A 21,646-nucleotide genomic window follows, 5' to 3' on the forward strand; every position below is an offset into this window, starting at 1 on the left:
TCTCGTCGAGTCGACCCATTACCGACTCTACTACGTTTATCGGTAAATATTTTCCTTAAACACTATCAATGCATACAGCATTCTGGCGCAGTTCATAAATAGTATGAGGACGTAGTCTGAAATAGAACGATGGCACGAATCACCGGGTCGTATCCAGACGACCTCAACCTCCTCATTGAAGGTGCTGTCGAGGCTGGTGTATTTGGTGGCAAGAGCGATGCGCTGCGAGAGTTCGTGCGTGAATATTTCGAGGACCATGAAAACGAGCGTATTGCAGCTGCGGTTGCCCTCTACGAACGAGAGCGGATCACGCTCGGTGATGCTGCGAGACTCGCTGATGTCGACCGCTGGACAATGCGTGATATCCTCCGCGAGCACGGCGTCGAACTCCGGCTTGGGCTAGCTGATGAGGAAGATACGGCCTATGAGATAGAGGCAGCGAGTGAACTCGAATTCGGTGATGAAGACTCGGACGACGAGGAGTCACGTGCGAAATGACAGGTGAGAATATTTCAGCGAACCCGAGCGTCCTGAACACAACTGTCCTCTCGAACTTTGCGTATGTCGACCAGCTGTGGGTGGTTGCAGGGCTCTCTGGAATCTGCGCGGTTCCAGTCGTTCGCGAGGAACTCGAAAACGGCGTTGATGATCATCCGTATCTCCAGTCAGCACTCGATACACTCGAAGACGAGATTCCAGTCGCAACGATTTCGGACACGGTCGCAAACAGAGAGGCAGTCGTCAGTAGTCATCTCGATCCTGGTGAAGCACAGGCGTTCGCCCTCGCTGACGCACACGACGGCCGACTGCTAACCGACGACGGGGATGCCCGATCGTTTGCGAAAGAACAGGGCGTGACCGTTGTCGGGTCGGTTGGGGTTCTGTTGGCTGCAATCGATGCTGGGAAGATCGATGAAACGACTGCTGACGAGTGGCTGTCGACATGGATCGATGAAATTGGGTACTATGTCCCGTATCGTACGATCTCGGAATATCGATGACGGGCTTGCTCGGAGTTCGAAACGCCTGATGCCCGCTGGGAAGGCTAACCATGCCTACATCTACCACTTCGATCCGTAAGCGATTGATCGGTCTATGACTGGAGCTGCGTGACAGTCGAGTCGATTTCGCTTTTGGTCGGTTCGCCGGTAAACTCGACAACTCTATCGCCTACACCGAAGGCGTATCTCTGGTAGGAGACGTCGACGTGAATCCAGCATTCAATGTCAGCGTCTGTCGCGTTATACTCGCCCTCACTTGCGTTCTCTCCTTGCTTCAGCACATCAAGCAGGTATTCTTCGATACGCGATGCATTCGAGATTCGCAAGAGATGATCGGCAGCGATGTTGTCCAGCACTTCTGCTTGGGTTCCATATCCCTCGCCTATGAGATAGAACTCGCCATAGGGCGCTGTCTAGCCAAAGAGCGAACAGTTCTTAGAGACGGATGCTATGGCCGCCCAAGAACTGTTCACGGTTTCTCTGGAACCGAATCCGCTTGAGTGTTGGGACGACGAGAGCACCGCGAGCGCCCTCAGAGCACTCGCGGTACGGCTTCACTCGACGGGAATTTCGCTTCGTGAGACGGCCGCCGCGCTAGAGCAGTTCGGCGTCTCCCGCTCACACCAGGCGGTCTGGCAGTGGGTTCACCGCACTGCGGAGACCGCACCCGACCCGCCGACGGCTTCGCCGTCGCGGGTCGCAGTCGACGAAACAGCGGTGAAGATCAGCACCGAGCAGCACTGGCTGTACGCTGCGATCGATATCGAGACGAAACTCCTGCTCGGTGCAGTCGTTTCTGAGCGACGTGGCACCGACCCGGCCGCCGAATTTCTCGGCCAGCTGGCCGAGAAACACGACTTCTCTGAGACGACGTTTCTCGTCGATGGCATGGGCTACTTGACCGCGCTCGCGCGGTGCGATCTGCGCGGTCACCTCGACTACATCGACCGAAACTTGATCGGTGAACGGATAGTTCGCTTCAGATTCGGTGAAAAGAGCGTCATGTGGATCGGTCGATGACACTCTCGAACCGGCCTCCGCTACAGTTTTCGGCGTTTGATTGAGTGTGATAATATGATCAACAAGGCACAACATTCTACCTTCACAGGGTGAAAACATACAATTCTCTGTGAAAAGAAGTCAAATGCAGCATCGTTGAATACTCACGTGAGATGGATGACCTCACCGGCTTCCAACGAGACCTCTTGTACGTGATCACAGGCGCCGACCGCCCGTCCGGCCAAGGTGTCAAGGATGAGATAGAGGAGTACTATGAGAGCGAGATCAATCACGGCCGGCTGTACCCAAACCTCGACACGCTTGTCAACAAGGAGTTGGTCGAGAAGGGGGAACTCGACCGGCGGACGAACTATTACGCGATCAGCGACGCAGGGGAGCAAGCGATCCAGGAGAGACGAGAGTGGGAAGATCAGCACGTCGAGTTGTAGTGTATCCATATTCATTCGTTCGAGAGCGTTGGAAATTCCGACCGTTTTGCCAACGAGAAGGCTTATACTGGCAAAGTTGAGTCTCCCACTGTATGCCAAGTGAGACAACGATGACAAATATCGTTACAGTAATCGGTCGTGGAGTGCCATCCAACTACGAAATTAGCGTCGATGGCGATATCGAACCAGTTGAGACTGACTCGCTCAAGGAGACTACAGTGGTCTCGGAACATGCTGTCGAGGGGACGATCGAAACCGGCGTCCATCGGTTCCAGTTTTCTGGGGAACTAGCGAATGTCCATGTTCTCGATTGGAACGGAACTCCAGCATCTGAATCACCGAGCACACCGGAAGTCCACATCGATTACAACGTCCCCGTCCGGAAGAACAACAGCTAGACCGGCAATGCGATCTCGGTTCACGAACTTTCTACAATCACGGTCGTGGATCAGCTGTTATTGTTGGTTTCGAGCTTGAACTGGTCGTCTTCAGCGACAGCGTTGAGAACGAGACTCGTATTTGACTGGTTGATGTCTGGATCTGTGATCAGGGCTTTGATACAAGCCAACACTCGTATTCGGAATCGGAAGTCGAACAGGTGACTGAAGAATTAGAACTGAAGGTCCGTCTCGACGGGATTGAACTCTCTAACGTTCGCCCTCTGGTAACATCGTTATCACCTACCCATACAGCCAATAGAGTTATTGGAAAACGGACTCAAGATGATGATGGCGAGGGGAAAGGACCAGGTCGTTTACCCACAACCAGTCCATTCCGAGACATCAGTACCTCGCCTTCCAAGATCGGACCAGCGTGATGTCAAAGGTTGTAGCCAACTTGTCAAACACACCGATCTCGGACCAACCCCTGTGATACGTCACAAAGGGGATGGGGGCTCAACGCTGGCCTCTGGCTGGCGTTTCTGCGATGCGTGAGTTTAGACGGGGGGCCGCAGCCAACGTCGGCGATGCCTCTCACCACTCAACAGAAAGATCTCCTAATTGCCGTCGCACTAACCGAGTTCTCAGTCCACTACGAAGACGGCGATCCCGAACTCGCCGAGTACGCCTGGCAGCTGACCGCCGATCACCTCATCGATCACGACGGCGGGCCTGCCGAGGCCGTCGACGACCTCAAGATTGGATAGCTCTCGCTCAGCGTTTAATCGCCTCGAGAGGACCTCAAAAGGCCGCCCGGATAGGCACAGGGGGATGCCGCCGGGCGGAATAGAGAGAAGGTCCAATGGGGTTCGGTGGTGATTGGATCGTGTCGCGCAGGAGAACGCGACAGTGAATATGCTCGTCCTGTCCTATTTCAATCTTGCTCCGATTCCAACTGTGTTGAAACGGCTGTGTTGAATCACTAGACGGCGGCAGAATGGGTCGCTAAATCGAAGGTCTTGAAGCGGGAGACTTCAGTTGTTCATGTCCCAAATCTCCCGCTTCGTTGGGGCAGTTGTGCTGATTGCTCAAAACGTTACTGGCGATGGAGACGAATCCGCCGCCCCGAAAGGTGGCGGCGGATCACTCCTGTGGTTTGCTGAGAGTGAGCATCTCACCGTCGCATTCTGTACACTCCACCGGCTGGTGGTCTGCCGTCATTCTATGACACGCTCGGAAGAGCGTAATCGGATCAGGAAGGCGTTGCGGCCGGTAAAGCGCCGGGCACGGCCAAATGGGTGAAGCCGTGGAGAGCGGCAGCGACGGGAGGAAGAGGAGGTTGCCGAACTGTACGAGCAATTGGGGAGGTGTCGGGGCCGGTTTGTGCAGCGGAAGCAGAATCTCAAGGACAAACGCGATGAACAGCGCCACGAGAAGGGGTAAATAGTTTCGACTACCGAATCAAGATCGTCCGGAAAACATACTGGTCCGAAAAGTTGTCCATGGCGAAGGCTAAGATTTTGGGCAATCTCCCTGCAAATCCCGCCCAGTCGCATACGGGGCATGCGGCTGGCTGACACCGTCGCTGTATTCGACCAGTCCGTCGCACCAGAGGCAAACGCTAAACGAGAGTGGATTCCCTAACGAATCGTAACTCGACCTGAAGATGGGTGTCTCCTCGTGGCAGTGGGGGCAGGAGAGCAGTTCGGCACCCTGGTCCAACATCTGTTTCCCGACCCCGTGGTTGAGGTTGCACCACCGGACCACGTTTTGAACGAGCCCCATGAGCCCTCACTCAATACTGTGCCATTTCGAGTACTTAAATCCGATCTCAGCCCGTTAGATTGAGAGAGACGATGACAGAAGCAGTTCATTCTCGGACACAGCGTTCTTCGCGTCAGACCCTATCCGAGGAGTACAGTCAGTCACCAACGACCGCGAGCGAATTTTACTCGCTGCTCGACGAAGTCGACAGCGAGTTCATCGCCGACCAATTCGAGATCGGCAGGTACACTGCCAAGCACGACTTTGAGAATCATCTCAAGATCGGTGTCTTCGAAGGGATTCACCCGTCTGACTCACTCGCTGAACTGGCCGAGAAGACGGCCACGCATAAGCAACTGGAAGAAATGGCTGCTTCGACGTTCTCCCGGCATACGAACGACCGCGACTATCGCGCGGTCGTTCGTGTCCTCTTTGAGCTACTTCATTCACCGCAGCTGTATCACCAGCGTAGTGTCCAGCGCAAGCGGTTGGAATGGCTCGATCGAGCAGTCGTCGCTATCGATGGAACAAATCTAGCTCTCACTAGATCAGTTACTATTCCGAGTGAGCTTGATGATGACGAGGTCATTGACGAGATTAAACCAGGTAACCGGGGCCTCAAATTCAATCTCGCTGCACGTGTGGACGGACACGCCAAGCAGCCTCTTGGCGTGTCCGTCACAGCGGGTGAGACACGTGAACCAACCCAGTTCGATCATCTCCAAGACGACGTCGAGGTCTTCGCAGACCTCGACTCGCCGATTCACGTGTTCGATCGTGGCTATCTCGATTATAACCGCTTCTGTGCGTTGAAAGAGCGGGAAAAGGCCTTCGTGTGTTTGTTGCAATCAGATTCTCGGGTCGATGTCCTGGAGCGAATCCAGGACATCGACATTACTGACGAAGCAGGAACGCGCCACGTACGTGACGAGCTGATTGAACTCGCCGAGACCGGCGAAGCGTTTCGACGGATCCTGTTTGAGGACGTGGACGGAGAGGAGATAGCGTATCTAACAACACTCTCTTCTGCAAATTACGATCCCATAGATGTGATGAATATCTACACGCTTCGGACATTGATCGAGATTCTGTTCCGAGAGTTGAAGCAGTATACGAACATCGAGAATTTCCACTCACAATCGGTGAACGGCGTGTTGTTCGAGTTGTTCTGTACATTGATTGGTTACGTCCTGATCGAATGGTTCCGGCACTGCCACCCCCTTCGGGGTGGCGTGCCGGAAGCGATCCGTCTCATCCGTACACGCTGGAATCAGTCGCTTCCCGTGTACGGGTGACTCACTCAAGACTCCATGAGAGCGCCGCCGCAGGAGCGGCGGCACTCTCCAGAGGAGGAGAGTCACGCATAATTGAAACTGAACCTAGAGAATTACGGCTGGTTGAGTACATCTGCAGCAGGTTCCTTCAGCATTGACCGCTTCGTGATCTGATGAATCACAGCCTCTCGTGTCGTCGATCGCTCAGTAGTCTTATCAAGTCGAAACAGGACAGACTCAATATAGGTCGTACTCATCCGTAGATCTTTGGGTAGTGTTACCAGTTAACGCGATCATGGTACAAATAATCGGCAGAATTTGTCATCACTACCCTACTTGCAGAGGTAGAAAAGAGACTGTGGTCAGCGTTGTACGCCAACTAACTCAGGCATTCTGGAGCCAGCAAGAGACCAGTAGTGGGAGACGATCGTAGTTTCGGATGGATAGACACCGGGTGTCACGCTACAGGTCCAGTGGATCGTCGGTCAGTACGACAGCTTTCCCGTCGAGGACTGTCATTCGTGACGCGAGGCTGTCGTCATCTCAGCCGAGGTAATCTGATCAATGAACTTCTCAATGACTGAGCTCGCCTCATTCTCTGGATCATCAGTAGTGGTGTGACGAGGCAGTTCATAGACCGTAATCTCGGCACCACTGAGAGTTGTGAGGGTTCCCTCGTTGCTCTCGAGACTGAGGATCGCTGTCTTGAAGATAACGAGAGTACGCGTCTCAGTGACATCTAAATACTGGATATTTAGGGATTCTAAAGCCGAGAGGAGATCGATTGGAGGCGAAAAAGTGTATTGTTGTGAGACGTCTAAACTATCATCCATTGATCTATCGTGGCTGTTCCTTCCTAATAGTTCCACTGCCAGTCAATGGCTCTTGCTTGATCTGTGGTCCAATTATCACTATCTGTCCATCCCCGGGTTGTGCTGTCCCCTCGAAAGCAGCCGCCACACCGAGCCATGCGCCGACTGTTGGATGTTCGAGTAGCCGATAGGGATCCGGTGGCCAAAACAGCACACTGCCGAGTGGATCATCAGGATCGCCATATCGCTCTGGTGGTAATATCATCTCGAGGAGTGCATCGGCCGCGTCGAGCAGCGACTGATCGTTTCCGGAGAAGTTGGGAACGACGGGAGTACGCCGCTCAGCGGGTGTTTGGAAGGACAGCGCCAGTCGATAGCCGTGCTCGTCGATGCAGATGAGATCAAGTGCCTCGAGCCGATCTCGATAGTTTCGAATCGCTCGTGTTGATACGTCTGCTCGGTCGGCGAGTTCTCGCTGTGAGAGACGACTGTCGGCTGTCAACAACGTCTGAACGATCCGGCCGACCGTCGGTGGCAGATCAGAGAGCAACGTCTCGGAGTCGAGCGTTCCCAACGCATAGCGGAGTTCGTCCGGTCGGAGCTCTCGACTCTCGTCTTCGGTGGCGAGTTGCTGGAGTGCTCGAGCAGCAGCGTACGGCGAGCCAACGAGTGCTTGGAGAAGTGAGACAATTTCTCGAGTTGGTCGGAGGTTCTTGGGCTGCAGGATCCGCGTCGCAGCCATCGCGTAGGCCGTCCGATCGACCATCGAGAGGGAGACGCGGACAGCAAATTCGGGAGCGTCATCAGCGACCGTTGCTGGCGTCTTGAGCGATTGCTCAAGCTTGGGGCGGAGTCGGTGGCTATCCTCTCCGCGAACGACGACAGAGCCAGTGAGCGTTCCCAGTGGATCGTCGGCATCGACGGTCGGTGAGAGTGCCGTCTGTCGCTTCTCCTCTCGAGACTCGAAGAGCTGCCGATAGCAGGCGAACGTACCGTATGTCGACTGAATTGCCGTCGAAATGCTGATTGAGGTCGCGAGGTCGTTCAGCGCGTCGGTATCGAGCCCAGCCGGCACTCGGAGTTCTCGAGTGACGTCGATCCCGAGAGCGTCGAACAAGTGCACGATCGAGCCAGCAAGCCCGTGAGCGGAGCGCATAATCGAACCGCGGAAACGGTTGCGATCCTCATAGTCGCCGGCTGCGAGTTTCGCCGTCAGCGACTCGAGGTCGGTCCCCCACTCGATGAACGCTTCACGGAGTGTCTTGGGATCCTCGAGTACTTCATCGGAAAGGGCGCCGATACAACGAGCGTCTCGCAAGATTGCCGGCGGATCCTCCAACGACTCGAGACGGTTGTCGGTGAACGCTCGATTGAGCAATCGCGGCGAGGCTAACGCTGTCGCGAGACTCACCACATACTGCAGGGGCCCACTCGCTCGAACTGCAACGACGGCTTCCTTGCGATCACCGTCGAAACTCACGTATCGAGTATGGTCAGGGCTGTCCGTTTGGTCCTCGAACGGGGCCTCAACAAGGGTGATCCCGCCGTTCTCTCCACAGCCAGCGGCGGCGGCATGCCCTGGACGGTCGAGGTAGGCCGTCCGGTAGGGGTTGCTGTCCTCGCTGCCGTCATCCCCCTCCCCTCGTGTGCGCGGGGTTACACGGCACTGTTGGGAGGATGTTCCGGTGTCGCTCACGGCCTCCGACAGTTCCTGTTGACGGCCGATTTGGGCGTCCAGCTGCTCGAGTAGCTGCCGGCCAGCCTCGAGCAACTCGACAGTCCGATCATCGGCGGGTCCAAACTCTGCGACCAGTCCAAGCTCAGTGAGCGAGTTCTCCTCGGAGACCAAGAGCTGGGAGATCCGACTGCGGTCGACGTCGTGCATCGCCCGCAACGCGTGCCGAGAGAGCGTCTGGGCGGGTTCATCCGCGAGCTGCCGGAGGAGTTCAACCTTGCGGCCGTCCGGATCCAGCGCCTCGAGGGCGTCGTCGACGCGGTCCCCAGTTGGGTAGTGTGTCTCTCGCCACTCGCTCACGCCGGGCAGATCTTCGCGGTGATGCTGGGCGAGCCAGTGCTGGGTCCGTCCGGTTGCGATGACACGGACATCGAAGCCCGTTGCGAGGATGGCGAGCAATCGACAGATCGACTCCCGTTTGCGCCGTGGGGCGTCCTCGAACGCGCGGTCGATCGTGACCGCGAGCGTCGGTGGGTGGTCGTCAGGAAGGTGGTCGGCGAAGAATTGGGCGGTCGCGAACAGGTCCTCGAGACTCGCATGGCCCTGCCCGAGCTTTGGCACGAGATCGGCGGCGAGTCGCCACGCGTCGCGACGGTTCCCGCGGGCAACCTCGAGCACTCGAGAACGTAACCAGTAGGGGACGCTCTGCTCCTCGAGCACGTCATAACACTCGGGGACAGTCCAGCCATCGGCGAGAACCATCGGACGGCACGGATGAACAGATCTCTGATCGACTGATGGGTGAATAGCTGTTCCCACAGCTCCGAGACAGGATCGGTGTCGATCTCGAGGCTGGCCTGTGGGGACAGCGGTGGCTGCTGTGTCGGTGTGAGTCCCGTGTCGGTCACGGTGAACTCACCTCGAGTGTGAGCGACGGGCGTGCTGACTGGCGACTGGAGTGGCGTGCCATCGAGTCCTGGAAGCGAGTGCAGAGAGTGCGGACAGCCGAGCGCAGTGGCTCACCGGCTGTCGGCGCAAGTGCGTGTTAGGGGCTCACCGCTGTGGGACGGGGATCGCCCTGGGTTCGGCGGCCCTGTTAGTGGGTGGACTCGAGTCCTGGATCTCGGGCTCGAGAACGATCAGTCGAGTTTGCTGGGTGGCCAGATCAGCGCGGGTGCCGAGTCGGCACTGGGCTAAGAGTTCCGTACAGCCAAGCGTCGGCTGGGTGATGGTGTCGGGACTGCAGGCCACGCAGTAGGGTCGATGGATCGCCCAGCAGTCGGTGTCGGCTGGACGGGCGGCAAGGACGGTCGCGCGGTCGCCTTCGTGGAAGGTGTATCCGCAGTGTTGGCACATGGTGGTGCCGTGGGGACCGACCGGGAACCCCTCGAGGAGTTGCGTAGGGGTGGTGACGACCTTCATTGGTTGTCACCTTCGAGTGCGTCGAGGAATGAGTTCCTGAGACTCGAGTAGAGGTGCTGGGTTGTGAAGCCTCGTTCGGCTTTCACGTACTCGATCCAGTCATTGATGCCCTGGTCGACACTCTCGAGGTCGTAGCGGTAGGTGCGCTCGGCGTTGTGGATGACGTGGACGGTTTCGTCTGTGGTGCGGTAGACGTGGTGTGCGTCCTCGGTGTCGACGCCGACGAGGATGTAGTCTGGTCGGTGGTCAGTGCGACTGCGAGCCGAAACTGTTTCGGCGGTTCGTGGTTGAATTGACATCGCTGGTTCCTACAGCACTTCGGCCGGCGTTGGCGCGCCGGTCGGCTTTTACAACCGATCAGTGCTTACTCTACAGTCCAACCGCTGGGTACTTAGATGTTACGTTGTAACACCCAATAAATCAACTATCGAAAAAACTATCGTGACAGTGGATGTATCATAAAGGGGATGGTACAACACATAGTTCAATCCGATATGGTCAACGAGAACTTCGAGCCGTCGGAGCGCCAGGAGAAGTTGCTATCTGTCCTCACGGAAGGGCGCGACTCTGGCGAACCGTGGGGCTATGCGACCGTCAAGCGATTCACCGAGGAAACGGACCTCCGCAAACAGTACGTCAGCCGAGAACTCGAGGGGCTGCTCGGTGCCGGATGGGTCTCGAAACCCTACCGCGGTCTTTACCGATTTGTAGAAGACCCTCGGGAAGACGATCCTGATGGGAGCTGATCAGACCTCCCGCCTCGAATGGCCATTCGAGCTCGAGTGGCTGGTGGCGATACTTGACGGAGAACGGTTAGCGGACTCTACTGTTCGATTCGCAGAACTCGATGCGGTGGATAGCGGACTGAGGAACTATCATCATCATCATCGTTCCAGCAACGAACCCATCCGTTATCCTCGACAGACACACTGTCGTACTCTTCGCTGGAAATCGATCCATCTTCGTGAACGCTCTCTCTCGGCTATTTCCTTGAGAATAGTGTACTATTCAAGCATAGGTGCATTCTTCCGACGAATTCTGTTGGTCGGTTGCTCGGTGACTTTATCAGCTCGAAACAGGACAGATCGAAAAGTGGTTTCATACCCTCAAAATGCGCATTGACCGCTTCCATACCTCGTGGGTGGGCAGTCGGGCGAGCGTCCGCGAGTGGCTTGAACAGTTTGTACATTACTACAATCAGCAAAGACCGCATCAAGCTCTCGACGGAAAAACACCAGTTGAGGAGGTTCAGAACTAGACAGTGCCATCCAGCTTATTTGCTATTATGTGAGTGAGTAGTTATAGCGGCTTAGTGTGCTCTAAAATGCTTTCACCCTTGCTACTTTTCGCCTTCTTTTCTATTTCTTTTTGCGTGTTGAGGAATTCTCGTTGGATGTCGTCGATCAAGTGTTGGATCCCTTGCATCTTAACCAATCTTAGTGGTGTGGGCTCGAGGTTGAGTAATGCGGTTGTGGTTTGTGCTAGTGAGATAGCGGTGTTCTGAGCTGCGTCTGTGAATCCGTAGCTGGAAGGTGTGGATAGCAACCGGTACTTTTGGATCATGTCTTGATCTGTGTCTGAATTGATGTCTTGGATGAGACCCATGCTGTAGGTGGCGCTGGTGGATCCGGAGTGAATGAGTTTGTGGGTAAGCTCGTAGTATGGCTTTAAGTGATCGAGTTCGGTTTCTTCAGCGATTTGCAGGAAGGTTGCGCGGTCGAAGTGGTTGTTCGCCCACCCGTAGCCGTATCCACCGTCATCGAAGGATTTGCCGTATTTGTCTCTCATCTTTTCTCGGATGTCTTCGAGGATCTGCATTTCTTCGTCGGAGAATCCTTCGATATGTAGTGTATCCTTGTATTCTTGTTGTGTTTGGGCTCGATAGTAGTCTTCTATTGCGCGGTAGTCGAGAAATCGCTCTCCTGTGTCGGGATGATCTTTGATAAATAGTGCAGTGGCTGCTGTTTCGTAGAGATTGCGCCAGCGTGCGTATGCTCCGTCTGTGTACCCGTGTTTGATCTGGGCTAGGATTTCGTTGCTGGTTTGAATAGACCTTGCGTGTAGAAGGGTTAGTGCTTGGAATTGGTGATCTTCGTCGATATCGCTGTGTTATTCGGTGTATTTTTTGATGAAGATTTCTGCGGATTCCTGGTTAGTATTGATGAATTGTTCGAGTAGGTCGATGCCACTTTTCCATTGTTGGTAATTTCTTTCTTTGAATGTAGTTGGATAGCGATTTGCCGTCAGACCGATTTCGTAGCAGTCTCATGAATGGTCTCTCAATGGTGAACCAAGTGTGTCGCTGGGGATTGGCGGATCGCCGGAATCGATAGATTCCGCGATCCGCACCGAGGACAGTACGCATCTCCGCCAGCAACTCGTAATTCAAAAGCTCGAGAACCGTCTTCTCCATCGCCAACTCGCTGCACAGCAACAGCAGATAGAGGTACTTGAGACTCGCCTCAAGCGGTACGAAAACCCAAACACACCACCCAGTAAGCAGGGTGGTGCGGCTGGATCACCTGGCAACGATGACAGCGACGAGGAAGAGAACGAAGACCAAGGGGACGACGCTGGCGGCGACGCTGACGCCGCCAGCGACTCCTCTCCAGGACGTGACGAAGGTCACGAAGGAACAACTCGACCGCCTCCGGAACCAGAGGAGACTATTCGAGTCGATCAGGGATATTGCCCAGACTGTGAGCAAATCCTCTCTAACCCGGACAGTTACGTCTCACGGACGATTATCGACATCCCCCTCCCTATTCCAACCACTGTCGTTGAGTACGAACTCGGCAAACACCGCTGTTCCTGTGGAAACGAAGTCGTTGCTGAACATCCTGACTGCCCGGAAACCGGGCGGTTTGGGCCAAATATCATGGCCCAAACCGCCCTCGGCAGATTCCATCAGCGACTGCCGAACCGCAAACAGGCAGAGCTGTTTGACTGGGAACTCGATACACCCATCACTCACCGGACGATCTACAACCTGACCAAGCGGGTCGCAGACCGGCTGCGACCCGCATATGACGATGTCAAAGCCCGTATTCAGGAAAGTGACGTCGTCTACTGCGATGAAACGGGCTTTCCTGTTGACGGAGAGCAACACTGGGCGTGGACGTTCGTTACTGACGAAGAAGTGCTGTTCTGGGTTGATGAGAGTCGTGGAAGCCAGGTGTTAGAGGACGTCCTCGGCGAGGACTTCGCCGAGGACTCGACGCTCAGCTGTGACGGTTGGTCAGCGTATCCGAGCTATCACACGAAGCTCCAGCGGTGTTGGGCACATCTGTCGCGGGAGGCGGAGTACGTTGCTGAGCGGTACGAGGAAGCAGAGAGGTTGTCTGCGGAGTTACACGCTCTCCACGACGATTTAACGGCGTTCGACGAGGAGGATCCGTCCGCCTCCGCCCGCGAGCAGAAGCGGGCGGAGGCGTCGTTACATCTGGAAGGGCTGATCAGAGAAGACTACGAGGCACAGGAGGTCAAGAAGCTGATCGAGAAGATCAGGAACGGGTTAGGGCACTGGCTAACGTTCGTTACAGAGCCAGACGTCGATTCGACGAATAATCGCGCAGAGCGCGCTCTGCGCGAGCAAGTTGTGCTTCGGAAGATGTTCCGGACCCTCCGCTCAGCCGAAGGGGTCCAGATTCACGAGACGATCACGACCATGTTGGCCACGTGGAAACGGCGAGGACTAGATCCGCCCGAACAACTCCAGTCTATCCTCGGTGGAGAAGAACTCAGCTCAGGGAGAGAGGCATCACCGAGTAGTGAATTATAGTCACGCTATCCAACTACCTTTGAATTTTTCTTCTTGCCTACGGTTGTATCCGAGTGAGTCCATTGGATCGAGCTTTGAACTCTCTGCTAGTAGTGATCCTCCAGCTGATGTTGCTTGATAAAGGATTTCGAGAGGGTTCATTATGCGTGTTTAGGAACTGTCAGCATCCCCTTTTAATATGATACCCTGTCTGTCCTTGTGTAGGACTGGTTTGGAAAATGAACGATGACAGCTCGGAGGATGGTTCGGAGGAGTTTGGGCCGGCCAGATACCCTGATACGGACGTTGATGAAGCCGACACAGGAGATGTTCTGAATTCGGTGATTGATAGGAATCATGCAAAACTCGAGTTCCAAACCTTGGACAAATTACCGAACCGTGATGGATCGATAGAGGTTGTGAACGAGGATGGAGTACCGGTCGGTCTCTTACTAATCCAGGTGAAGAAACTGAATGACAGCGATCTTGATCCGCCGAAGTTTCAATGTCCGCGGAAGTACTTTGAGTACAGCCGCGTGATCAGCTCTCCATTTCTACTTATTGGTGTAGATACTGTTAATGAGGTCGCGTACTGGAAGCATTTTTCCCCTGAGTGGGTTGACGCCCTCGATCTCGGCAGTAAGCAATCGAAGGTTGTGCACTTTCCTGAGGAGAATATCTTGGACGGTTCTTCTACGCAGTACGTCAGTGACTGGAAGGAGATTTCGGAAGATAACAAACGCCGCATCAGGAATTACGATGAATTCGAGCGGTTGAAGGAGATTGCTACCCCTGCTCTCGGGGAGTCAAGGCCGGAGTTCGAGACTATCCACAGGTTCTTGGATGAGTACAACGGGTATATCGACGGAAAGTTCTCTATCATACGGGAAAGGTTGTACCCCGGTTTATGGAAATTTGGTTTTGCTAATCTTGATTATTCTGATGATTCGGTGAAATATGGTCTTTATCCCATTAAACAGACTGAAAACGATGTTCAAATCAAGGATTTAGAATTCCCTGAGAAAGGTTCGCTATTTGAGAAATACGATTTGTCTCTGGTGAGCCGCCGTGAACACGATAATTTCGTTTATAATCTTGAGGAGAATGCTTTACGTCATATAGAGAGTGTTACTGAGGATATAATTTCTAAGCATGTTCTGCGGCACACTAATAGCGAATTCATTTGCAGAGAAATTGTTTTTGCGTTTGTCGATGAGCTGTATAGAATGCTGGATTTAGATGAACGAGAGAGCTATACTTTGGAAGAATTGGAGTATAGTTTTGATACTTATCTCCATGTGTGGATAGATACTGCGTTAGATTGGGTTGATGAGGATATAGATATTGCAGGTAGTTTGATTAGAAATCAGTTTCCGTCGGATCTTCTTATGCGGATTTCTTTGGAGGATCGGCCTCGTATCCATGAGGAGGTTGAGTCTCGGCTTGATTCGGATGAGAGTCTTGGTTTCAAATATCGTTACCGTGCTTATGATATGTCGGAAAGGGTTTTTGAGGAAGCTCTAGATGCTTTGCGGAGACGTGGTGTTGAGACGGTGGAGCGACCTTATCCGATTGAGGACTTGGATATGGATGACCATGATTATATTTGGAGTGAGTATTCTTCTGAGGCTTTTGAAGATTACGTGAAGGCTTATATGAGGAATTTGGTTGAGGCGTATAGGAAGGTTTCTGCGGCGAGTTTCCCGGATATGGAAGGTGTGTTTGATGATTTCCAGGGTGTTACTGATATTGTGGTGGAGTTGGATGCTGAGGGAAGACCTGAGGAGGTTGGACCGGTTTATTATCAGTACTGGTTGAGGGATATGTCGGGTGGTGAGTCTGAGGATGTTTCACTGCATTTCTGCAGGAAGGATCCTGATGATGGCTTTGTTATAGATTTTAATGATCAGAGTTCATTTGTGAATTTTGAGGGAGAGAAATATGAGAAGATGATTTTTAGAGAAAGTAGTCTAAGTGAGCTTTTAAGAGAGCCTCCCGTAATGTCCGAGGTTTATAGCCGGATTATGTCTGATCTTGATGAGGAGTATTTCGATGATGTTTGACCCCTTTTATCTAAGATCAGTACTTCACAAAGCCGGTTAGTTGAGTCGTCTGCTTGCTGAAGATGTGTCCAAACACCAGCAGCAAGCAGACGGTGAAATCCACGAAGGCCAGCTCCTTAACTTCCTTGTCAACTCTCTTGACGAGGAAGTTGATCTTGACCTCGGCAAGAATGCTGAGGTCGACGCAGAAGACATCTATGAGGTCCTCGTCGGCGCGTGCGCCAACGGGACCTCGGTTTCGGAGCTTTGTGAGAACAGCAACGATTCACCTTACCGAACGTGCAGCTGACTGCTACGACTGCAACAAGACGAAAGCAGTGGTGAGTGCCTGCGATGACGTTCCGACGTTCGTCTAGGCCTCCCGCCAAGTCCTCGAGGGCGACGAGCTCACACTCGAGCAGCGCTGAGAGATCGCCGAGACGCTTTCGACTCGAGCTGTGGCTTTCGAAGTCACTCCTGAGACAGTCGTTGAGACCGACTACTAAGAGACCAAATTTTAGCCCCGGGGCTCAGAGCGGGTCACACTGCGGTTTTCTCAGGGTCGAGAGCCGCGACACGATTCTCGAGGTCCACGTCGCCTGTACTATCGACAGTCACCGTGTAGCCGTTGTAGACGAATTCGATTGTGGACGGATTCCTCTCGGAGTCGCGTGCTTCATAGAGTGAGTCAAGTGCGTCCGTGTTGATTGCGTTGTGGATCGGTGGGTTGAGATCTTCCGGTTGGACTCCTTCACGTTCGGCGACTTTGTCTACGATCTTCAGACTGAGTGATTGAGTGGGTTGCACAACCTCCGTTGTCAGGAACCAATACATAAAACCAGACGTTCCTCTAATGACGCACGTCAGACAACGGCTTATGATCGGTTTTCATGACATATTCTGAGGAGGAGGGAAATGACTGATTACGGTGGAAGAGAATCACTTATTCAGCAGATAGTGCCACTCGACACTTTCGCTTGCTCGGTCCCGCAATGATCGCTGCCACCGTGCCACCGGAGCAGTGGGAACTCGCTCGAGCGGACCATTTTGTCACGTAGGATTGTGCAGCCCGATCGTCCATGTGGCCGGGAGACGACGAAACAGTACCAGCCGTCGTGCCGCCTCGAGAACAGATCGATAGACGGGCCTGTAGACCACGCGCGTGAGAAACACCACCTACTACCGAACCGTAGACTCCGCACCGCATCCGCCGACACGACGATATCTTGCTTCGAAAGCCGAACCCCGCCGCCGGCCACGCCATCAATCAACGCCGTCAGTCCCTCGAGATAGTCCCGATTTCGGCCCTCTCGCAGCGTGAGCGTCGCTTTCCCCGCGTGTTCGGTCGCCCGATTCTCGAGAAAACGCGTGAGCGTCGGCGTCGAACCCGGCGTGATCAGTGGCAGCGAGCTCGAATACATTGCCCGATGTTCGGATTTAGATGCTCGCGACGCGATCGCGTTGCTCTATCACAGCGTCCAGAATACCGCAAACGGCTCGGCTGACCGAGTCACGTGGGCTGTGAGCGACGACTCGAAGCCCGACGCGGACCAGGCCATGATTCGCTCCCGCCTCTCGGATCTGTCTCGTGACCAGCGACTCGTACTCGAGGTCATGGCGGATACCCATCCGGCGACAAGCAGTAGAGTGTATGAAGCATATTGTGAGCGCGCGGCCAACCCAGTCTACGATCGAACGCTGCGTGGGTGGCTCCCGAAACTCGAGCGCTATGAGTTGATGGTGAAATCCGGGTCGGAGTACGAACCCGTCTACGAGGATCGGGAGATCGCGTTGAAAGAACTCGGAATTATGGTCTAGACGTGGGTTAAGAGCTGTCTGTTAGCCCATTGGTCGATCGTCTACTACTCTGATAGTAGCTCGCCCACGTACTGGTCTTCCCAGTCCCAACGCGCCTCGATCTCGCGGCGACCGCGCCGAGTGAGCGTGTAGATGTTCGTCCGTCGATCAGCTTCGCCTTTCTCGACGAGGCCCTTGTCGACGAGTTCATCCAGATTTGGATACAGATGGCCGTGATTGATCTCCTTCTCGTAGTACTGCTCGAGTTCGTCCTTGATCGCGAGGCCGTGTGGTTCGTCCTGGCCGGCGATCGTGTACAGCAGGTCACGCTGGAATCCCGTTAAATCGTACATATTTGTTCTGTGTTCTATCAAAATATAAGAGTGCCGAAAGCAGGATGGGGAGCGGCTCTGGTAGGATATTTAGACGATGCCGGATTTGTCAGTTTTCATCGTCTGGATCGTCTTCTAGCTCGCTCGCGTCGAGATCGTCCCACGCACCCTCCTGTTCCCAGTCGACGATCGGCGTTGGATCCATCCTCGAGCGGTCGCGTATCTTGCCCGTGTATTCGAATCTCTCTCGAGGATACCCAGTGAGAGCGGCCAGGATTGACAGTGCGTCGGGCTCGTCACTCGTCATTAGCAGAGTTTGTCCGTGACGCTCGAGGCCTTGTCCTTCGACTTATCGGCGGTTTCACTCGCCGATTCGCCGGCCTCAACCGCCGTATCCTTCGCTGCCGTCGCTCGTTCACAAAATCGTGCTGTCTCCCTGGTCCCGCGTGGCTTGACGCGGGTTTCGAACCCCTCATTTTCGTACAGCGTTGCAACTAACGCCTCGAAGTCACTCGGCGAACATGCTTCGTGGACCGCCTCTGCAACCGTCATGTCAGCAGTTGACGTATGGTAGACAGTATAACGAACAGGCATAAAACTAGGTTAGGAATATAGTATCTCTTTCTGAAAAGTGGCTCTGTTGAAATCCTATTCTTCATATGTATTTTAGCGTGAAATGCACGCTCAATACAGTTGCGAACTGAGCGCTATGATGTTACTATAGAATATTATACCACATTCGCACATTATATTCCATACACCTCTGTGCAGACTATTACACGTATTCTGTTTCAGGCATCCAAAATGTGAGACCGACAACAACTGCCATAATTACGGCTAATGCAACATATCCTTCATTAAAGTATCCGGAATCAGCGATCACGCCAAAGAGAACGGGTCCAGCAGCAGCAAGTGCTGCTGTGATCGTCCGCACAACGCCGAGGCCTGTGCCTTGCATTTCGTCGGAGAATGCATCTGCAAGGAATGATTGTGTGACTGCCCCTGTCCCTAGCATGGTACTTATCAGCGCTGTGACTCCAACGAGGAACCAGATGTTGTCAATTAGAGGAAGGAAGAAGAATCCTGCGACTGCCGGCGTAAGAATACCAATGAGTGATTGACGCATGCCAATCCGATCATACGCTGCTCCTGCAACCGGCTTCACAACGACACCAACAGCAAAAAAGAAGCCAAATAAGATTCCTGCTACTGACGAAGACACTCCTTTTATACTTGTAAGATATGTTGGATAGAACGTCGTAAATGACTGCCAGATAAACATATAGAGAAACAAAATGCCAGTCATAAAGCCCATTGTCGGGTTCCGAAGTTCCGTAACTACATCTAACGTATCCCGTATTGATTGGGCACTGGTTGACCGCTTCCTCGAACGCTGAGTACGGGACGTAGCAAAGATGGCAACTCCAGCTAATACAAGAGCCGGCACTATGAACCCAAGACCAATTTGCCACGCGATCGCTGCTGCGAGGACAGTTGCAACCGGCGGAAGCACTGTCTGGCCGATATCGCCTGTTGCCATTGTCACACCAAGAGCGCTTCCAAGCCGCCCAGAGTAAAGATTTGAGAGGAACGTGATTCTCGCGATTGGATACAGCGAATGACCTAATCCCCAAATTGCCGTTGCAGCAAACAAGATAATTGGGGAAGAAGAGGTAATAACAAGGCCGAGTGCTACTGCCACAATAGCCGTACTCACGATCATAAGTGAGCGTTCATTGTATCGGTCAGCGAGCACACCACCTGGTAACTGACCAATCGCTGCAAAGAACCACAGAACAGACACTAATGAGCCAGCAACCGTTAGACTCAGGCCAAAATTGGTCTGCAGATAGGGAATAATAACTGGATAGACCATCCGTGCTCCATTAAGCAAACCCCATGCAATAGCGACCGCAGCAAGTGAGATCCCTTTTCCATCGCCCCAGAGACCTTGTACCTCCTGTCGAAGAATCGTTCGAACATCCATTATGTGCTGTGGGAGTAGAACATTCTTCTAAATACCATAGTAACTGGTCTTCACCACCTATCTCTCCGGGTCTTTGTCTCTTCCAAGGAGTGAATATGATGCCGGCAAGTAGAACAACTATACTGAACGATCACCACCTTCACAAATCGTCCTGAATTTTGTGCTACATTCGCGCTTTGTCTCTAGCATGCCCTCTGGGAAATTTTCAAATTATATCAGTTTGAACTGTGGGTTCTCTGTTCATTGATCCACGGTTGACAGACCACTAGGTGCGACAGCTGTGGGACAGACGGTCTGGTCTCGACAGGGGCTTGCGACACAGCCACGATCTGAGGTGCCGACCTCGTTCTGTTCGGACTGTGAGTGAGACCAGCGACACGGTTCATGGCCAATTGACGAGCAGGAACTACACACCAATGCATCCGCCCGGTGGTGTTGTTCGTCCCCGGAGAGGGGTAGAGGGTTTGTAAGATGTCGATACACGAATTGATCAGTCGATCAGCGACCACACAGGCACTCGAGACGTCGGTAAGCATCGAGGAGCGATTCCCGGCATGGGATTGTGAGCAGGGGAACGTCCGTCCGTGGGCGCTGGGCCGACAGCAGTGTGTCCTCTCGTTGGTTCGGTTCATCGTCGAGGAGATCGACAAGGCGACGTTCTCGACGCCGATGGAGGTGACGATCGCACCCACGATGTCGTACCAGCCATCCTTGAGCTGGCGTGATCGCTTCGGCGGCACGTACCAAGTGGCCGTCTATCCGAACATGAATCCAGACTGGGGATCGATCGAAACTGAAGTCTCAACGCTTGAGGAAGCACTCGAGGTCGCAGCAACCGTCTGTAGCGATCTCGAGGAACAATACGACCTGGTGGCGGAAGACGAGCGAGAGAACGGCGAGGTCGTCCTCTCGTCGCGGGGTCCGAAGCCGATCCTCTGAGCCGAGAGCCCTACAACGAGTGTACAGCCGGTGGCGTTGTTCGACCCCTTTCAGAGGGGTAGAGGGAGAAAACAGATGGACGACGAAGACATCCCCGGATACCTGCTGTGGCGTGCGTGGAGCAACCTCAGAAACATCGACAAGGAGCAGTTGAGCGACGACGATCGAGAGAAGGTTACCAAAGCAATCGCACTTCTTGACGAGGTGGAGGTTTGATTGGAGTGAGCGACGGTGCACAACTCGCGGGTGGGACTGACCGCGAGGATCCTCACCTTCCACGTCCTCGCGAGCACGAGCTCCCTGGTGGCGGCCTCTCCGTGTCGAGCCACTGGGTTCACGGCGTTCGCGATGCGACCGTCGTCGCTGCCGAGGACCGCCCGTTGTACCGACTGCTCATGGACCTCCTCGCGGACATCCATGTCCCCGGCTGTATGCCCGCTCGGCTGGTATCAGAGTGTGAAGATCTCGTCGACGTGAAGCGAGCGGTCGAGAACATCGACCGCGGTCGTGCCGATGTTGGTGGCGTCGGGTGGGGGATGGGATACTGCTACACCGTCCGGGACGCGATCGAAGAGTACCGGGACCGCGAGCCGCAGACGCTCGTTGCGGTTGGTTGCTCGGGCTCGAAGTACGAGGTCGATGACCCTGTTCCGGCAGCAGACCTCTACCGGGGCGCGTACTGGTCGTGCAAACGCGAGTACGGCCAGATGATCGGCGACGATCGGCGGATCATCTCGGCACAGCATGCGCTTCTTCGATTTGACGAGGAGATCGCGTCCTACGAGCGAACGCCGGGGGACCTCGAAGGGATCCCGGTCCACTCGAGTGAACGGCTTCCGAACGGGGAGGATGTCAACACGTTCCTCGACCAGTGGGCACTGAGCGTCTACGAAGGGCTGACCCGTTGGCTTCGAGCAGCCGCGGGCGGGGTCGATCCACGAGATGTATCGCTCGAGATCCTCCTCGGGAGAAACTATCGTGACCCGCTCGAGGAGCGGGGTGTGTTCGATCGG

The 21,646-nt window shown here is 54.3% G+C and carries 23 protein-coding genes and 8 pseudogenes; 18 read left to right on the forward strand and 13 right to left on the reverse strand.

The genetic code is table 11. The annotated features are described in order from the left end of the window. Positions 1-129: 129 nt before the first annotated feature. A complete protein-coding gene (locus PGX04_RS00020) occupies positions 130-498 on the forward strand; it encodes a UPF0175 family protein (RefSeq protein WP_273736645.1) in 369 nt (122 codons plus the stop codon). Beyond that, entirely contained in the window at positions 495-1,001 is a 507-nt protein-coding gene (locus PGX04_RS00025) for a PIN domain-containing protein (protein ID WP_273736646.1), read from the forward strand. The genes PGX04_RS00020 and PGX04_RS00025 overlap by 4 nt, the downstream gene beginning before the upstream one ends. Before the next feature lie 92 nt (positions 1,002-1,093). Here the strand turns inward: PGX04_RS00025 and PGX04_RS00030 are convergent. Continuing rightward, positions 1,094-1,402, reverse strand: a pseudogene (locus tag PGX04_RS00030) (hypothetical protein); the annotation flags it as partial. 49 nt (positions 1,403-1,451) lie between these two features. On the opposite strand from PGX04_RS00030, the pseudogene PGX04_RS00035 reads away from it, so the two are divergent. From PGX04_RS00035 to PGX04_RS00045, 3 genes and pseudogenes are all read left to right on the forward strand, one after another. Further along, positions 1,452-2,015 (forward strand): annotated as a pseudogene (locus tag PGX04_RS00035) (IS6 family transposase); the annotation flags it as partial. Positions 2,016-2,173: 158 nt separating this feature from the next. Further along, positions 2,174-2,449 (forward strand): PadR family transcriptional regulator, encoded by a 276-nt coding sequence (locus tag PGX04_RS00040; RefSeq protein ID WP_273736648.1) that lies wholly within the window; start codon positions 2,174-2,176, stop codon positions 2,447-2,449. Between the two features lie 92 nt (positions 2,450-2,541). Beyond that, a complete protein-coding gene (locus tag PGX04_RS00045) occupies positions 2,542-2,847 on the forward strand; it encodes a hypothetical protein (RefSeq protein WP_273736649.1) in 306 nt (101 codons plus the stop codon). A 50-nt stretch (positions 2,848-2,897) separates the two neighbouring features. On the opposite strand, the pseudogene PGX04_RS00050 reads toward PGX04_RS00045, so the two are convergent. After that, a pseudogene (locus PGX04_RS00050) lies at positions 2,898-3,008 on the reverse strand (Lrp/AsnC family transcriptional regulator); the annotation flags it as partial. A 408-nt stretch (positions 3,009-3,416) separates the two neighbouring features. On the opposite strand from PGX04_RS00050, the gene PGX04_RS00055 reads away from it, so the two are divergent. The 3 genes and pseudogenes from PGX04_RS00055 (at position 3,417) to PGX04_RS00065 (ending at position 5,888) form a co-directional block, all read left to right on the forward strand. Next, positions 3,417-3,596 carry a hypothetical protein gene (locus tag PGX04_RS00055; RefSeq protein ID WP_273736650.1) on the forward strand — a complete coding sequence of 60 codons (180 nt, stop codon included), beginning with the start codon at positions 3,417-3,419 and terminating at the stop codon, positions 3,594-3,596. 277 nt (positions 3,597-3,873) lie between these two features. Further along, positions 3,874-3,976, forward strand: a pseudogene (locus PGX04_RS00060) (IS5/IS1182 family transposase); the annotation flags it as partial. Between the two features lie 709 nt (positions 3,977-4,685). After that, positions 4,686-5,888, forward strand: coding sequence for an IS4 family transposase (locus tag PGX04_RS00065; protein ID WP_273736651.1), 1,203 nt, complete (start codon positions 4,686-4,688; stop codon positions 5,886-5,888). A 494-nt stretch (positions 5,889-6,382) separates the two neighbouring features. Here the strand turns inward: PGX04_RS00065 and PGX04_RS00070 are convergent, their stop codons facing one another. The 4 genes from PGX04_RS00070 to PGX04_RS00085 form a co-directional block, all read right to left on the reverse strand. Then, positions 6,383-6,700 (reverse strand): hypothetical protein, encoded by a 318-nt coding sequence (locus tag PGX04_RS00070; RefSeq protein WP_273736652.1) that lies wholly within the window; start codon positions 6,698-6,700, stop codon positions 6,383-6,385. Between the two features lie 4 nt (positions 6,701-6,704). Then, positions 6,705-9,116, reverse strand: coding sequence for a helix-turn-helix domain-containing protein (locus tag PGX04_RS00075; RefSeq protein WP_273736653.1), 2,412 nt, complete (start codon positions 9,114-9,116; stop codon positions 6,705-6,707). A gap of 291 nt (positions 9,117-9,407) precedes the next feature. After that, on the reverse strand, positions 9,408-9,776 hold the full coding sequence (locus PGX04_RS00080) for a DUF8112 family protein (RefSeq protein WP_273736654.1): 369 nt from the start codon (positions 9,774-9,776) through the stop codon (positions 9,408-9,410). Beyond that, the gene (locus tag PGX04_RS00085) at positions 9,773-10,075 is read right to left on the reverse strand and encodes a hypothetical protein (RefSeq protein ID WP_273736655.1); all 303 of its coding nucleotides are present in this window, start codon (positions 10,073-10,075) and stop codon (positions 9,773-9,775) included. Before PGX04_RS00085 ends, PGX04_RS00080 begins: the two co-directional genes overlap by 4 nt. A 168-nt stretch (positions 10,076-10,243) precedes the next feature. On the opposite strand from PGX04_RS00085, the gene PGX04_RS00090 reads away from it, so the two are divergent. Continuing rightward, entirely contained in the window at positions 10,244-10,522 is a 279-nt protein-coding gene (locus PGX04_RS00090; RefSeq protein ID WP_273736656.1) for a MarR family transcriptional regulator, read from the forward strand. Positions 10,523-10,860: 338 nt separating this feature from the next. Beyond that, positions 10,861-11,034: pseudogene (locus PGX04_RS00095) on the forward strand (integrase core domain-containing protein); the annotation flags it as partial. A gap of 41 nt (positions 11,035-11,075) precedes the next feature. On the opposite strand, the gene PGX04_RS00100 reads toward PGX04_RS00095, so the two are convergent. Next, on the reverse strand, positions 11,076-11,876 hold the full coding sequence (locus tag PGX04_RS00100; RefSeq protein ID WP_273736680.1) for a DUF5677 domain-containing protein: 801 nt from the start codon (positions 11,874-11,876) through the stop codon (positions 11,076-11,078). Positions 11,877-12,072: 196 nt separating this feature from the next. Here PGX04_RS00100 and tnpC point away from each other — a divergent pair, with 196 nt between their 5' ends. From tnpC to PGX04_RS00120, 4 genes and pseudogenes are all read left to right on the forward strand, one after another. After that, positions 12,073-13,557: an IS66 family transposase gene (gene tnpC, locus PGX04_RS00105; RefSeq protein WP_273736657.1), complete on the forward strand. Its 1,485-nt coding sequence runs from the start codon at positions 12,073-12,075 to the stop codon at positions 13,555-13,557. Between the two features lie 218 nt (positions 13,558-13,775). Then, positions 13,776-15,599, forward strand: coding sequence for a DUF4365 domain-containing protein (locus tag PGX04_RS00110; RefSeq protein WP_273736658.1), 1,824 nt, complete (start codon positions 13,776-13,778; stop codon positions 15,597-15,599). 64 nt (positions 15,600-15,663) lie between these two features. After that, positions 15,664-15,873: pseudogene (locus tag PGX04_RS00115) on the forward strand (ISH3 family transposase); the annotation flags it as partial. After that, positions 15,848-16,084, forward strand: a pseudogene (locus PGX04_RS00120) (DUF7692 domain-containing protein). The pseudogenes PGX04_RS00115 and PGX04_RS00120, both read left to right, overlap by 26 nt. A gap of 34 nt (positions 16,085-16,118) precedes the next feature. Here the strand turns inward: PGX04_RS00120 and PGX04_RS00125 are convergent. Further along, positions 16,119-16,412 (reverse strand): HalOD1 output domain-containing protein, encoded by a 294-nt coding sequence (locus PGX04_RS00125; protein ID WP_273736659.1) that lies wholly within the window; start codon positions 16,410-16,412, stop codon positions 16,119-16,121. Between the two features lie 113 nt (positions 16,413-16,525). Next, positions 16,526-16,702 (reverse strand): annotated as a pseudogene (locus tag PGX04_RS34950) (PD-(D/E)XK family putative nuclease); the annotation flags it as partial. A gap of 244 nt (positions 16,703-16,946) precedes the next feature. Here PGX04_RS34950 and PGX04_RS00130 point away from each other — a divergent pair. After that, positions 16,947-17,396 carry a Cdc6/Cdc18 family protein gene (locus PGX04_RS00130; protein WP_273736681.1) on the forward strand — a complete coding sequence of 150 codons (450 nt, stop codon included), beginning with the start codon at positions 16,947-16,949 and terminating at the stop codon, positions 17,394-17,396. A gap of 44 nt (positions 17,397-17,440) precedes the next feature. On the opposite strand, the gene PGX04_RS00135 is transcribed toward PGX04_RS00130, so the two are convergent. From PGX04_RS00135 to PGX04_RS00150, 4 genes are all read right to left on the reverse strand, one after another. Beyond that, positions 17,441-17,728, reverse strand: coding sequence for a PadR family transcriptional regulator (locus tag PGX04_RS00135; RefSeq protein ID WP_273736660.1), 288 nt, complete (start codon positions 17,726-17,728; stop codon positions 17,441-17,443). 88 nt (positions 17,729-17,816) lie between these two features. Then, the gene (locus PGX04_RS00140) at positions 17,817-18,014 is read right to left on the reverse strand and encodes a hypothetical protein (protein WP_273736661.1); all 198 of its coding nucleotides are present in this window, start codon (positions 18,012-18,014) and stop codon (positions 17,817-17,819) included. Further along, positions 18,014-18,259 carry a PDDEXK family nuclease gene (locus PGX04_RS00145; RefSeq protein WP_273736662.1) on the reverse strand — a complete coding sequence of 82 codons (246 nt, stop codon included), beginning with the start codon at positions 18,257-18,259 and terminating at the stop codon, positions 18,014-18,016. The genes PGX04_RS00140 and PGX04_RS00145 overlap by 1 nt, the downstream gene beginning before the upstream one ends. A gap of 223 nt (positions 18,260-18,482) precedes the next feature. Further along, a complete protein-coding gene (locus PGX04_RS00150) occupies positions 18,483-19,694 on the reverse strand; it encodes an MFS transporter (RefSeq protein ID WP_273736663.1) in 1,212 nt (403 codons plus the stop codon). Between the two features lie 471 nt (positions 19,695-20,165). Between PGX04_RS00150 and PGX04_RS00155 the strand changes: the two genes are divergently transcribed. The 3 genes from PGX04_RS00155 to PGX04_RS00165 all read left to right on the forward strand — a co-directional run. After that, complete coding sequence (locus PGX04_RS00155) at positions 20,166-20,633, forward strand: hypothetical protein (protein WP_273736664.1); 468 nt, start codon at positions 20,166-20,168, stop codon at positions 20,631-20,633. Positions 20,634-20,708: 75 nt separating this feature from the next. Beyond that, positions 20,709-20,849, forward strand: a complete 141-nt coding sequence (locus tag PGX04_RS00160) for a DUF8012 family protein (RefSeq protein WP_273736665.1) — start codon at positions 20,709-20,711, stop codon at positions 20,847-20,849. A 5-nt stretch (positions 20,850-20,854) separates the two neighbouring features. After that, on the forward strand, positions 20,855-21,646 hold a 792-nt coding region (locus tag PGX04_RS00165), incomplete at its 3' end, for a DUF6884 domain-containing protein (protein WP_273736666.1).

Source organism: Natrinema soli, assembly GCF_028618695.1.